Origin of the sequence: Thalassolituus alkanivorans (genome assembly GCF_020447205.1) — a bacterium.
Taxonomy (GTDB): domain Bacteria; phylum Pseudomonadota; class Gammaproteobacteria; order Pseudomonadales; family Oceanobacteraceae; genus Venatoribacter; species Venatoribacter alkanivorans.
In genome coordinates this window covers 1-13,172 of the sequence record NZ_JAJAEL010000003.1, presented here as the reverse complement: position 1 = coordinate 13,172, position 13,172 = coordinate 1, and the positions used below count along the sequence as shown (strand labels likewise).

Here is a 13,172-nt window from a genome sequence, read left to right as displayed (position 1 = left end):
ACCACCTCAAAGCCGATCAAAGATCGAGCCTTTGTGTGGGTAGTAGAGCTTTTCATAGAAGCGGGTGGCGTATTCATCTGTCATTCCAGCTATAAAGTCACAGATGGCACGCATTTGTTCCTGTTTGCCTGAAGCCTGCTTGAAGCGTTTTTGCCCATCCACTGGCAGCAAGCGCATTGGGTCAGATTCCAAGGCCGAAAATAGTTCCATCACTAGCTTTTGGCCTTTGAACTCCAGTTGCTGAACATTCGGGCTTCTGATGACTTTCTCGAACACCAGCTTTTTGATGCTCTTCATTAACTTCTCTGTAGCCTCTTCCATGACGGCATTCCATTTGATCAATGGCGTTGTTGCGCCTGGCACTTCAGAATCGGTTACGTAGGTGCTGATAATGAACTTATGTACTAGTCCGCCAATGGCTTTTTTGCGCATATGGCTGCGTCCGTAGAGCTCTTTGGTGATGTCGTCGTAATTCAGGCCACAATTCGAAAACAGTGCTTTCCCATCATCAGATTCAAAGTGGTCTCTCCAGTCAGCCTGAGTAACCATACCCAAAGCAATGGCGTCTTCCAGATCATGCAGGCTGTATGAAATATCATCCGCCAGTTCCATGATGGAGGTATCAAGACCTTTGTAGACAGATTTCAAGTGTCCCGACTTCTCGTCATGCTTAAGTTTAACAAATGCCGTTTGTTCGATATCTGTTAATGCGTCCTTGAAGATCCACTGGACGAGCTCGCGCTCGTCATCCAGATAACATTTGGGAGGATGCTGCTCCTTGGCTTTGCATAACCATCGCTGCTCAGGCACTTTGCCATAGGCGTCCAATTGCACAGTTTGGCTGTATGAAGCCGGATACTTCAGGATTCCCAACAGCATACGGCGGGTTGGGTTCATGCCATTTTTTTCTGTGTATTTATCTAGCTTCGAAAGAATGCGTAGGGTCTGCCCATTGCCTTCGAAGCCGCCGTGGTTGCGCATACACACGTTTAACGCCACTTCACCACCATGACCAAACGGTGGGTGGCCGATGTCGTGAGCCAAACAGATAGTGTTCATTAATGAAGAACGTGGCAGTGCTCCCAGAATTTCGTTGTCTGAGTCATGTTTGCTTTTCAGCCAGCGCAAAATGCCTGTGCCGATCTGTGCAACTTCCATTGAGTGAGTTAGACGAGTGCGATAAAAATCGCTTTCGCCCAAACCCAGAACCTGAGTTTTTGATTGCAAACGGCGAAATGCAGCTGAGTGGATCAAGCGGGCATAATCACGCTCCCACTCATTTCGAACATCGTTTGCTGAATAGGGATCGCTCGCCATGAAGCGCTCTTCCCAGATTTTCATTGCCATAACAACCTCCATGTTTAGTTAAGTTTTACCCGACGCTTGCCTGTTAATAACTGCTGCATCAGGGCTTTTTTCTCTTGCTTAAAGGTATCGAGTTTCTTTTGCAAGGCGGCGACTTCCAGATCGGCAGTGGACAACACGGCGGCGATTTTTTGTTGTTCTTCAATCGACGCGGGCACGCTGATCTTTTCCTTCAGGAAGAGTTTGAAATTGAAGGTCATCTTCTCAATATGAACGCCGTAGCTACAGAGAAACGCTTTGTGATACATCAACTTCTGTTTGGCAAACCATGCAAAGAAGTGAATATCCAACTTTCGCTCATCTTTTGGGGTTAGGCTGATGTATGAATCAGAGATATGAAAACCATCAAACTCATCAGGAACCAACCCTGCAGCACCATGGACGATCTGCATCTTTGAGATTAAAAAGTCGCCGGATTGAGCTATGTTCATCTTCTTGGTCAGAATTTCAGTGCCTTTCAGTACTTCTCTTAGCACAACGCCTTCTGAGCGGCGTTTCACACTGAGAAGTTTGTAATCTGCAGCATCATCCCAATCGACAGGACGTTTCACTTCTTTTAAAACGCTGCCAAGCTCTACCTCTCGCCACTTGCTCTCAAACCTTTCCCTATTTTGATCCAACAGACGCTGCTTGCCGGTGAGCAGTTGTTGCATCAGGGCTTTTTTCTGCTGCTGGCTGTTGATGAGCAGTTGCTCGGTGGTGGTGATGGCCTTATCCCAAGTGGAGAGGATCTGGGCGATTTTCTTTTGTTCGGGGAGAGGGGGTATATTAACCGGGTACTCCTGAAGTGAATGAGTATCTAGGCGTCCTGTCCCATGTCCTGCTGTACTCACAAGCTGGAGAATTTTGTTTTTCTCCGCCACTAACAAAAATGATAAAAATAGCCCATCTATATTTTTGGCAGGAACTAAGGCCTTCAAGTCTTGATTAAAAGCTACTTCCCTGGTTGCGTAACCAACAGGAAAATCTTTTAAAAGAGTCATACCTCTTACTAGCACTAGACTTGACCCCTTCGGCGCTTTTTTTGCAGCCTGAAATCCGGCTTTGGTTAAGCCGTCAATGCTTGTTTCTAGGTAATGAGTTTTAAGATCTTTTCCGGAAATCCATGGCTCAGTACCACCCCAATATTCTGCAGCTTGTTTACTTGGTGTACCGCCAGAAGAAAATTTAGCAATATCGCCGACTTGCGATGGAGTCCAGCCCTTAGGCACCATATCCCAACGCCTCCAGATCCTTAGCCATCACGATTTCCATAGAAAGCGCCGTAATCATCTTACTCATCAGCATCATCCTTTAATCCAAGCGTCTCCGGGTTCTTAAGCGACTTTTTGTCGGCTGACGCGAGTCGGCGTTCTACCTTTTTGACATCTTCTGCTGGCGGCAGCTCTTCCGGGCGGATACCCCGGTTGATCAGCGTCTGACGGACGGCCTCGTTGTTGGTGACATGCTCCTTGGAGATCTGCTGCTCGCGGTTCATATTCTGCGCACGGGCGTTATGAATGGTGATCTCGGTGGCAAAGTCTTTCGCCTTGAGGATGATGGTCGGGGCAAAGTCTGCCAGCGGGCGGTTGTCGGGCACCTGCCATTGGGCTTTCATGGCTTTGGTATTGCGTCCGAACAGTGCGGAGTCGCCTTTGCTGCGGATCAGTGCGAAGTTGTCGTTGCCACCAGTCTGCTCAAAAATCACGCTTGAGAGCTCTTTCTCCGTGGCGGAGAGCTTCTGACGTGCAAGCACGCGTTCTGCTTCGAGCAGGCGTTGTTCAATCAGCTCTGCCTTGCGGGTCTGCATGGCAAAGTAGGTCTGGGCAAATGCCACCTGCTGCTTGCGGGAGTCGCCGTTCTGGGCGATCAGGTAGCAGGCATAGCGGGTAAGCATAACGTCGTCGATTTCGCGCTGACTGCCCGAGCCCAACTCGACCATTTTCCCGACGTCGGCAAAATGGTCAGAGACCGTATGCCCACTAACTTCGCAGGCTGTTTTGGCTTTTGAGATCACACTGGTGAAGTTGTCCCACTTGCCGTAGCCCAGTAAGTGCTGAACATCCCGGGCCAGCCAGTATTCCACTCCCTCTTCTGTACGCTGAGAGTGGCCTTCAAACATGGCTGTCAGTGATTGAATTTGTTGCGGTTCCATTGCCTATCCTCCTTTACTTATTCTGATAACCCAGCTCGGCCAGGTAGCTTTCCATCTCATGCTCGATGGTTGCCAGCTGCGCCTGAAGTTGCTGACGTTCAGCACGCACGGCCATCAGGTCGATTTCTTCCTCTTCTTCAAAGGTATCGACATAGCGCGGGATGTTGAGGTTGTAGTCGTTCTCTTTGATCTCTTTCAGGCTGGCGACGTAGGCGTATTTCTCCACGTCGTTACCGGCGAAGTAGGTATCGACAATCTTGCGGATATTGTCGTCGCTGAGCAGGTTCTGGTTTTTACCAGCTTTGAACTCGCGGCTGGCGTCGATAAACATCACGCTGTCATCACTTTTCTCTTTTTTGAAGATCAGGATGGCCGCAGGAATGCCCGTGCCGTAGAAGAGTTTCTCTGGCAGGCCAATCACGGCATCGAGCAGGTTTTCGTCAATCAGCTTCTGACGGATTGTGCCTTCTGTGCTTCCCCGGAACAGAACACCGTGTGGCACAACTACGCCCATACGGCCAGAGCCAGGTTTCAGGGTTTCGATCATGTGCAGGATAAAGGCGTAGTCACCTTTGGTTTTCGGCGGTACACCACGGCGAAAGCGGCTGAATTTGTCGTGCTCGGCTTCGTCGTGGCCCCATTTATCCAGACTGAACGGCGGGTTGGCGGTAACAATGTCGAACAGCATCAGGTCGCCGTTTTTATCCAGCAACTTGGGGTTGCGGATGGTGTCGCCCCATTCGATTTTGTGGTTGTCTTCACCGTGCAGGAACATGTTCATTTTGGCCAGCGACCAGGTGGAGCCAATGGCCTCTTGCCCATACAGGGCGTATTGCTTGCTGCCGTGGTTCGCCACAATTTTGCGGCCGCATTTCATCAATAATGAGCCGGAACCACAGGCCGGGTCGCAGATGCTGTCGCCCGGTTGCGGGTCGAGCAGTTCGGCAATTAAGTCGGATACTTCGGGCGGGGTGTAAAACTCACCGGCTTTCTGGCCACCACTGGCGGCAAAGTTTTTGATTAAGTATTCGTAGGCGTTACCAATCACATCCAGCGTGCCGACGCGGCTGGGCTTGAGGTTCAACTCGGGCTTGGCAAAGTCTTCCAGTAAGTGACGCAGAATGGTGTTCTTTTGTTTCTCTTCACCCAGTTTGTCGGTGTTGAAGCTGATGTCCTGGAACACACTCTTGCCAGCGTCTTTAAGTTTGGTGCCGTTGGCTTCTTCAATGGCGTGCAGCGCCTGGTCGATGCGCTCACCGTTGCCGGGTTCGTGGCGGCGTTCGTACAGGGCATAGAAGCTGGCCGCTTTGGGCAGTACAAAACGCTCGGATTTCATCATTTCTTCGATCAGTTCCGGCTCGTCGCCGTATTCCGCCTTGTAGCCATCGTAGTGATCCTGCCATACATCGGAGATGTATTTGAGGAACAGCATGGTGAGGATGAAGTCTTTGTAGGTGTCGGCGCTGATGGTGCCACGGAAGGTGTCGCAGGCGCTCCACAGGGCTTTGTTAATGCTGTCCTGATTGATTTTGTCGTTCGTGCTCATCTTATTCTGTCTCCTTTAGTAATTGCTGAAACATGCCCTGCAACATGATGTCGCGATTTTTCAGCAGGGCTTGTGTCAGTTGTTGTTCCTGTTCCCACAGCCGGTTCAGATGCAGGATCTTGTGTTGGGTTTTGAGGCTGGGTATCTGAAGCTGCAGCTCTCCAGCCAGCTTTGTATTCAACATGACGATGTTGCTTCCCTGGCTTCCGGCTCCTTCCGTCAGGTGGTACTGGATGGCAGGTTGATTCAATGACCAGCACAGAAACTCAGACAGTACCTCTTTTTTTGGGGTAATGATAAGAAACTGACTACTGACCACAACCGGAAGGCTGCTTGGTTCGTCTGCCATTAAGCAAGATGCGCGGAAGTAGCCGCTGCCTTTTGCCCCCCGTGCGGGAAGCAAGACGGTTCCGGGTTCAACAAAGGCCTTGTCCTTTCCTTCCCAATGGATAAGGGGAAGTTGAGATATCAGCAGGTCATTACCATTCGTTCGCTCCCACTCGCACCTTGCATCTTTGATTTGGGCAATGTGGGCATTGCCGTTGTCCGGACTTTCTTCAACTTTTTCCCGAAAAGTGAAGCCTGTTCGGATGTCCGCTATCTCGGCCAGGCTTCTCAGGTTCTGTGTCTGTTTCATATTGAGTCTCTGAGAATGCAGGACAGGTGGCTGTCTGTCGCTTATTCATCCGTTTAGCGGTCAGAAGGTGCTAGGTTTTGCAGTAGAGGCATTATGATTCTTGGTGCGAGAATATAATCCAAGATAGAGGGGTATTCGTCAATGCTTATTTTGCAGTAGGTTGGTTACTGCATTTATCCAGTATCCTTTGGGCCCAGCTTGTAATGGAATCTGCGTTGAGGAAGTTCTTGTTGGCTGCAGGGCTCTTGGGGTGTGCTATTCGTTGCACATTGTCGCTTTTGAATGTTTCGTTGAGGTACGCGGTTGGCCACGTCAATGAGTCAATAACCAATCTATTTGCAATATAAGAAATGGCTTCCTCCCAATTAACGCGAGTAGTGGAGTCTTCTTTTACCAGCAAAGTGGATAACCGCTTGTTACTGCCAAGGGTATCAACTTCCATCAGCCGAAACGTCGCGCCCCTGAATGTGAGCGTTTTTACTAACCAGCATCGTGGATTGCCGTCTTCCGACGTTTGCTTTGAATAACCGGCAATGACCGGTAGTTTACGAGGTTTGGATTCATCCACTTTACAACCCATGGCTTTCAGCATTTCTAGCATGGCATTGAATGCTTCAAATCGGGCAGTGTAGTTTTTGCTGTCGTCACTTTGGTCATCAACGGTGTCGGTGCCACCGGCTATTACATGCCCATTTTTGCTGGTCTCATCGGTGCTGATGACTACCGTGTCGTCACCGACTTCTTCGTCGGCTTCGCCTTCGTTCTTCCCACCGGAATGTCGCCCTTTGGTTACTCCACTTCGCGTAGTGTGAGCAGGATTCTGATAGGTCCGGGTAACCTGAGGGGCTTGTAGGACGAGTTCAACACCCCCGCTTGCCTGGGGAATCTCGTCATCGTCTATTTCAATGTCTTCTACATTTATTGGTTTCACCGGCAAGGCCGTGCCTTTACCTGGCGTTCTGGGGGTGTATGAAGGATCAAAAAAATGAACATTATGGGGATGGTTAGATTTCAGCCCCTGCATACCGTAAATTTCGTAAACGAACATCGACGATGTGTTCGAGTCAAAATGGCCTCGTACTGCTAGCCGAACCTGATCCAGGGGCGGAGGGGCAAAACGAAATTGCCAGACTCGATTATTGCCATTGTCCTCTCCGTATTCGAGTTGATACCTGGAGATGGATTCAAACGATTGTCGCATGTCCTTATCCAGGATGATCGTCGCCAATGCCCGGCGCAATTCATTATCGCCACGTACATGCTGTGGCAAGCTGCAGCTGGGTAGCAGATTGACTTGAATGCTATTGGGGTCATCCAGTGGGATGATATCAAACTCTTCAATGAGGCCGTCTGGGATCATCGCCAGGCGGCATAGATACGGCTCATATAAAAATAAGGCCCGGGCTAATTCCAGCTGCGGCAAATATACCTGTATGCCATCGGCCATGAATTTGAAACACCATTGCTCGTGATCCTGCTGATTTGAAACTCCTGGTATTGGTACTTCCTTAATTTTAACCGCACTCCATGGGCCCTTATCCAAGATGAATTCTTTTTTGAATCCAGCAGGTTTGGGTGTTTCCGTTGTGTTTAGTGTTCGTTTTCGGGCCAGTAATGGGATCTGAGATATGGCTAAACTGAGCTTCTTCTGTTTTGGATCAAGCTGTACGTTGACTCTCCAGTTGGAGCAGTCCAAACGTCTGAACATATTGCCTATTGCTTTGATCTTACTGTTGTCATCGATACCTCTGATCTTGGGGATTTTCCGTGACATCTGAGTTCTCTGTAAGTGCATTCAGAAACGTTCGTGCTGCTGGTGTCAGTCGTTGCTCGCTCAGGCCCGAGCTTCGGAGTAAGCGCCATCTTGGAGGCTGACTCATGTGCTCCTTCAAGTCTGCATAAGTATTCTCCAGTCGCCTGATCTGAAAATCAGCGACGGTTTCTGTATAGCGCTGAATAAAGGCTCGGGTCAATGGTAAGCGCGCGAGTTGTTTTTCTAATGTTGAGGGTGCCTTCAGACTTTTTAGCCAGAAGTTTTGGGAGCGCCTGGGACCATCGTTGGTTGCTGTAACAAATGTCGCCAGTTCTTGCAGGCAGCGTAGATATTCGGCATCCCGGGCTTGCCAGTTGATGCGACTTTTTCGTTCTGGCTGTGTTGGACGTTTGTGTTCTTTATTGACGGCAGTAAGCCAAACTCGTTGTGCCCGATACAGCCGGGCGTACAGTGCTGGGGCTTTTTTTCGCGCTGCTTTAGCCTCCTGGACGCTCAGGAGCTTTAACCAATGTTGCTGGTCTGGAGTTAGAACGGCGGTTTTGGCCGGATGATCCGGGACGTTACTAACGTACTTCGGGTGAAGAGCGATTGAACGAGCTTCGTTGATAGCTTCAGCGATGCTCTTGCTTGTTGGTAGCAGTGCACTATGTACAACCAGGTGTTGCAGGAAGCTGAATGATTTTCGGTGCTTGCGAAAAATACCTCTTAGCCAGCAATGGTCGTCTGCGTTTAAGGACAGTCCCATAGCTCTTAGCTTTTGGGGTGACCAGAATGAGAGGACTCTGTGAGTAATTTCATTATGCTCAATCTGTAGTCTGCCTTTGGTTAAGCCAGCGTCCTGAGCCAGTCGTCGGTAATACTCGGTCCACTGAGTCAATGAGGGAGAGGCTCTTGGTGGCAGGTGTAGTAGAACGACGGCCTGTTCGGCTATCCAGCGGTCGTTATCGGAAATTGGTTTCTGTGGGAAGAGTGGACAGTACTCGGGCGTTGCAGGCCAGAATTGGTGTCGTTCCTTTTGTGGTCGAGAAAACTTGCTGTTCAGCAGTACGCCATGTCGTGCGCAGCAGTTGACGCCGGGAGCTTGCCATACGCGTTCCCAGAAATATTCCCCATATTGCCGACCTTGTTCTTTAAGGCATGCTGGGCAATAGCGAATGTGGCTGGGTGTTTTAATGATGGAGGCCGCTATGCCCATGGCAAGATGGATGGAGCCCTGTGACTGTCCTTCCATCCACTGCAAGCACTGGACTCGCCGTTGTTCAGGAATGAACGGGGCGTATAGTGGAAATAATGTGTGCTGGTAGGCGAGTTCTTCAATACCGAAACGGCTGGGTAGCTGTTTGATGAGTGGATTGAGGTGATTCGGGAGGTCGAGCGTGGCAATTACTTTGCGGTTGCCATCAAAAACCTCTTCCAGCAACTGTTTGGGGCTGATCAGGCCATGTCGAATTCCGGCCCTGGCAATGGTGCTATACAGCAGCTCATCGGGATAGGGGATCGGAAAATTAAGCATGATCAGCCCTGGTTGCTTTGGGCGAGCCAGCTGGCGGTATCGAAAATCACGCCAGCATTTTTAAGTGCAGTGTAGAACCCATCTTCATTGGCTGCCTGAGAGTGCAGGAAGCGCAGATCGTCAGAGTCCAAGGTATGCCAATCCTCTTTTCGGATGCGTTTTTCGTGAGGTTTTTTCGTGGTTTTTTCTCGCGTTATGGTGCCTTCTTGGTACCAAGTCAGGATGATTGGCATCAGATCAGGAATCTTCAGGTTGGGATGTTCTTCAAATGCGCGAAGAATCAACGGCTCTAACAGGTTCGATTCATAGCCCATATCAGCCAGCATGCCGAATAGCCGGACCGCTTGTTCGTTTCCACCAAAGCGCTGCGAGATTGAAATCCGATCCTGAGCTGAATCCAGCAGCAGACTGAGTTCCAGAATTTTTTTATCCACTGCTGGCACTGTCAGGTCGGAGTAGCGAGCAATTTTGTTCGGATCTTTGGAGCGCAGAGCCTCAATCATTGGATGAATGGGTTTCAGCTCATCCTGATAGACGGACTTCATGATGGCCGGTGTAATTCGTTCTGTCCCCTTAATCACCGCGCGTATTTGAGATAGTACGAATAATTTGATTACAACATCCATAATCCCTTGAGACAGATCGAACCAAAGATCTCTGAGCTCTTCTGATATGGCATCCGGAGCTTTAGTCAGCCATTGGTATTGCCAGAGTTTGTTGGTAAAGGCTCCCCATTCTGAGCGATTAATATCCGTGTCGGCATCCGGCTGAGTGAGTGGTTCCCAAAGAATGGAGCCGAATCCGGCACCGCGTCGGGCAGAACGGAGATCCATTTCAAAGATCGGACGCGCTTTGGGAGTTCCAACCATCACTACCGGAACGGATATTTCGTTTACCAGGGTCACAAAGAAGTTGAGCATCTTTTCAGCGCCGCCCGAAGCTTTGAGGCTCAGATGCTGAATCTCATCGATTACCAACAATCCTATGGCATGGGTGTTGGCTACCTGGGCCATTAGGGCTATCAGTGTTTCTACACTATGGCGTTTTTCAACATAGCGCCTGACGTAGTTGGTGCCTAATCGAGTGTCAATTTCACGGAAAAAGTTATGACACAAGTTCTTCAGTGATCCATCGTGAGGGCAGTCGATTTTGAGGAATACGATCTGGGTAAAGTTGTACTGCGGATGATAGATCAGTTGCGGATATGTACCCAAAATGCGGTTCAGGGAGCTGGTTTTTCCTGATCCGGAGCAACCAATAAAGGCCAGACTCTTGGCGGTCGATTCAACGTGTTCAAACCGGAAAGCAGACAGGTCCTTTTGCATAAGGCGTTCATAACCATTCTGGATATGGGCAGCATGGTTACCATTGGCCAGGTTTCTTCCGACATATCCTTGTCTTAACATGATGGAAATCTTTGACTCCAGTTCAATATGGCGTGCCAGGGGTTGGAAAAACCTATCCAGTAACTGCGATATGACGTGTATTCGCGAGTGCTGATCGAGATATACATCAGAGGGGCGCATTTGGATGGTACTTCCTAGTGCTGTCCGCAGGTGCTTACGCTCCAGAATAGGGGGGAGCGCCTCAATAAATGGATTGCCGGCGTATTGAGCGAGGCCTGTGTCTCTGTATCTTGCCTCTACCATGCCTGAAGGTAATGTCATTCATCGTCTCCAAATAAGTCATCCAGAAAATCAGGAAAGCTTCCGTCTTCTGGTTTGTCGTGCAGATAGGTGACATCCGCTTTGGTCTTAGATGAGTGCGCAGGCATGGCTTTCTGTGCCTGTCGTTCTTTGTCGCGTTCTTCCGTGCGGTTTTGTCTGATTCCACGTATCAATTCAGATTTGCTTGATGCAGAGGCGAGCGGACGAGCCCGGAGTGCCTTTTTGATGGTATCGTCGATCATGTTTTCCAGCTGTCTTTTGCTGGAATCATCAACAATTTTGGCTTTGGCAGTGGCTTTTTTCTGTCTTTCTTTGCTGGCCCATAGTTCCCACATGGTTTGGCCCCGGAACTGACGGGATCGGTCAGATAATGAACACACCCAGTATGTATTGATGCCTTTTTCTGGAAACAAATAGATTTGTTCAGCATCAGCTGGGTCGTAGGCCGCTTCCAGCTCAATGCGTCCCAGGCTGGAATCTCTGTGCAACCAGCCAGACTTGAGCAATTCTGAAGAGGTGTAGTATTCGCCAAAGCAGTTAATGCCAAGATTGGATACAGTAACCTTTTGACGAGGTAACAATGCCAATCGGACAAGATCTGGAGGTGCGCTCCTTAGGCGACCGCTTCGGTTCTTAATACCCCACTCCCACAGATTGATTGGCGTTGGTACCAGCTCATCAGGCATATCGGCAGAACGATCATATTTGGCCAGGACGGAGCTTCGGTTTCTCTGGTGGATCGATGCCACAATGATTTTGCTGAAATCTTCCAGTGTCAGCGTCGCGTCCAGCCGATAATCGTTTCCACCACGCTTTTTTACCGTTGTAGCAGTCACAACGCCGGGTGCAAATGGTTTGAAGTTTGCCTGAAGGGTACGGAAATAACGTTCAACTATCCCCTTGGCATCGCCACCATAAGGGCGGGTGTTTTCTATGCGGACACCAAACGCATTCTCAAGAGACTCAATTTGGTAGCCCAGTAGCTCTCCTCGGTCAGCCAGAATTGCATCAGGGATTCCAACAGTCGGCCAGTCTTCAGGTTTGATATCCAGGCCATAGCGATGACATATATCCATTTTGCTTGTCATTGCCATGCGGAGAGCCTGCATAGCCGTAACATACGAAGGAGATTCCAGGCCGATATAGAATCCCGCGACCATCCTGCTGAATACATCCACCACGACGTATAGGGTTGGTCGTCCTATGATACGTTGTCGATCTGCAGACAGCAGATATATGTCGGCAATCGTCGCATCAATCTCGTAACGGCTACCCGGCCCCTGTACGCTTGCTGTTGACGTACTAATCAAGGGCCTTACGTCTTTTGCATAGGTGATTCTGTTCGTTTTAAGTCGAATTCTTTCAGGTCTGGAGTATTCGCGCTCCCAGAAGTAGCGAAATTGTCCTAGCGTAGGGTACTCAGACTCAGCGAGTTTCGGGTTTGCTAGCTGAAACATATCGCAGAAGCGGCGATGTGCGTAAGGCAAAGAGGTGCCTTTGTCGTTTGCGTAGTGACGATCAAGAACGATTCTGAACATCCGTTCAACCGACGCGTCAATAATCGAGCCCTGCCCTGGGGTGATTGAGCGGGGGCGGCCTAGTTTTTTGGTTGATACTTTCTTCTTACCCTTGCCGCCGGCATTTCGGTAATCCGGAAGCAGGGCATTTGGGACACAGCCGCGCTGCCAATATTGTCTCAGCAGTTTGTAGAGTGTTTTCTTGGGTGTGCCTGTTTCTGCGCAGCGCTTCTGAATCAGCTTGCCTCTGGTTGAACGAAAATAGACATCCTCTTGAGTGATGAGTGGAGTAATCAACTTCATTCGCTCGTCACGGAGGTGCTGATGTTTTGATCCTTGTTCAACCGGCTCATTCACCAGTTCTCCGTAAGGATCGTCTTGGAGTTTCAGCCTCTCGTCATGGAATAGTTGATCGATGACAGCAGCTTGCATCAGTTCTGGAAAGGCGTTGTCTGAATCAATATCAATCCATATATAGCCTTGGCTTGGTGCTTTAAGTATACGGTAGCGGCAATCAGCATGCAGAACGACCGTGTTAATACTAAGCATGGCTGTACCTCAGTCGCTTTGTTACTAACTCCATGTCTGAAAGGACAAGGGCTGAACCACAAAGTGATTCCCAGGCTTGGTGAAGGTCAAATTGAAAGATCCGTAAAGCACAAAGCGCCCGGATTCGTGAGAGCGTGGTTCCGGGAGATAGCTCGTAAGCTTGGTCGATCATCTGAATTAGTTCAGACCTGATCTGACACTTCTGATTGAAAAGAAGAGAGTTTCCCGTTTTGATAATGGTGTCGAATCAATATCTCAACAAAGGAAACTCTCTATGCTTGAGTCTAACAATCCCATCATAAAACACAAAGCCGGTTTGCTGAATCTGGCTCAGGAACTCGGTAACGTATCCAAAGCCTGCAAGGTTATGGGTGTGTCGCGGGATACCTTCTATCGTTACCAGCAATCCGTTGAACAGGGTGGAGTTGATGCTCTGATCAATCAAAACCGCCGGGTTCCAAACCGCAAGA

The 13,172-nt window shown here is 49.5% G+C and carries 11 protein-coding genes; 1 reads left to right on the top strand and 10 read right to left on the bottom strand.

Features of this window, described 5'->3' with window-relative positions:
* Positions 1–6: 6 nt before the first annotated feature.
* From LGT44_RS00790 to LGT44_RS20225, 10 genes are all read right to left on the bottom strand, one after another.
* Complete coding sequence (locus LGT44_RS00790) at positions 7–1,347, bottom strand: anti-phage deoxyguanosine triphosphatase (protein ID WP_230331905.1); 1,341 nt, start codon at positions 1,345–1,347, stop codon at positions 7–9.
* Between the two features lie 14 nt (positions 1,348–1,361).
* Positions 1,362–2,579: a restriction endonuclease subunit S gene (locus tag LGT44_RS00785; protein ID WP_230331904.1), complete on the bottom strand. Its 1,218-nt coding sequence runs from the start codon at positions 2,577–2,579 to the stop codon at positions 1,362–1,364.
* 59 nt (positions 2,580–2,638) lie between these two features.
* Positions 2,639–3,499, bottom strand: coding sequence for a DNA damage-inducible protein D (gene dinD / locus LGT44_RS00780; RefSeq protein ID WP_230331903.1), 861 nt, complete (start codon positions 3,497–3,499; stop codon positions 2,639–2,641).
* A gap of 13 nt (positions 3,500–3,512) precedes the next feature.
* Positions 3,513–5,045 (bottom strand): type I restriction-modification system subunit M, encoded by a 1,533-nt coding sequence (locus LGT44_RS00775; protein ID WP_230331902.1) that lies wholly within the window; start codon positions 5,043–5,045, stop codon positions 3,513–3,515.
* Between the two features lies 1 nt (position 5,046).
* Positions 5,047–5,682, bottom strand: a complete 636-nt coding sequence (locus LGT44_RS00770; protein ID WP_230331901.1) for a restriction endonuclease subunit S — start codon at positions 5,680–5,682, stop codon at positions 5,047–5,049.
* Positions 5,683–5,827: 145 nt separating this feature from the next.
* On the bottom strand, positions 5,828–7,456 hold the full coding sequence (locus LGT44_RS00765; RefSeq protein WP_230331900.1) for a Tn7-like element transposition protein TnsE: 1,629 nt from the start codon (positions 7,454–7,456) through the stop codon (positions 5,828–5,830).
* A complete protein-coding gene (locus tag LGT44_RS00760; RefSeq protein WP_230331899.1) occupies positions 7,419–8,969 on the bottom strand; it encodes a TnsD family Tn7-like transposition protein in 1,551 nt (516 codons plus the stop codon). Before LGT44_RS00760 ends, LGT44_RS00765 begins: the two co-directional genes overlap by 38 nt.
* A 2-nt stretch (positions 8,970–8,971) precedes the next feature.
* Positions 8,972–10,636, bottom strand: coding sequence for an AAA family ATPase (locus LGT44_RS00755; RefSeq protein ID WP_230331898.1), 1,665 nt, complete (start codon positions 10,634–10,636; stop codon positions 8,972–8,974).
* The gene (locus LGT44_RS00750) at positions 10,633–12,702 is read right to left on the bottom strand and encodes a transposase family protein (RefSeq protein WP_230331897.1); all 2,070 of its coding nucleotides are present in this window, start codon (positions 12,700–12,702) and stop codon (positions 10,633–10,635) included. Before LGT44_RS00750 ends, LGT44_RS00755 begins: the two co-directional genes overlap by 4 nt.
* Complete coding sequence (locus tag LGT44_RS20225) at positions 12,695–12,895, bottom strand: TnsA endonuclease C-terminal domain-containing protein (protein WP_408033922.1); 201 nt, start codon at positions 12,893–12,895, stop codon at positions 12,695–12,697. Before LGT44_RS20225 ends, LGT44_RS00750 begins: the two co-directional genes overlap by 8 nt.
* An 81-nt stretch (positions 12,896–12,976) precedes the next feature.
* On the opposite strand from LGT44_RS20225, the gene LGT44_RS00745 reads away from it, so the two are divergent.
* The coding region (locus tag LGT44_RS00745) for a helix-turn-helix domain-containing protein (protein ID WP_230333497.1) at positions 12,977–13,172 on the top strand (196 nt) is incomplete at its 3' end.

Bases quoted from the DNA above. Each gene is read 5' to 3' on its own strand.
- LGT44_RS00770 (WP_230331901.1), bottom strand. From the start codon at position 5,682: ATGAAACAGACACAGAACCTGAGAAGCCTGGCCGAGATAGCGGACATC.
- dinD (WP_230331903.1), bottom strand. From the start codon at position 3,499: ATGGAACCGCAACAAATTCAATCACTGACAGCCATGTTTGAAGGCCAC.
- LGT44_RS00775 (WP_230331902.1), bottom strand. From the start codon at position 5,045: ATGAGCACGAACGACAAAATCAATCAGGACAGCATTAACAAAGCCCTG.
- LGT44_RS00750 (WP_230331897.1), bottom strand. From the start codon at position 12,702: ATGCTTAGTATTAACACGGTCGTTCTGCATGCTGATTGCCGCTACCGT.
- LGT44_RS00785 (WP_230331904.1), bottom strand. From the start codon at position 2,579: ATGGTGCCTAAGGGCTGGACTCCATCGCAAGTCGGCGATATTGCTAAA.
- LGT44_RS00760 (WP_230331899.1), bottom strand. From the start codon at position 8,969: ATGCTTAATTTTCCGATCCCCTATCCCGATGAGCTGCTGTATAGCACC.
- LGT44_RS00790 (WP_230331905.1), bottom strand. From the start codon at position 1,347: ATGGCAATGAAAATCTGGGAAGAGCGCTTCATGGCGAGCGATCCCTAT.
- LGT44_RS00765 (WP_230331900.1), bottom strand. From the start codon at position 7,456: ATGTCACGGAAAATCCCCAAGATCAGAGGTATCGATGACAACAGTAAG.
- LGT44_RS00755 (WP_230331898.1), bottom strand. From the start codon at position 10,636: ATGACATTACCTTCAGGCATGGTAGAGGCAAGATACAGAGACACAGGC.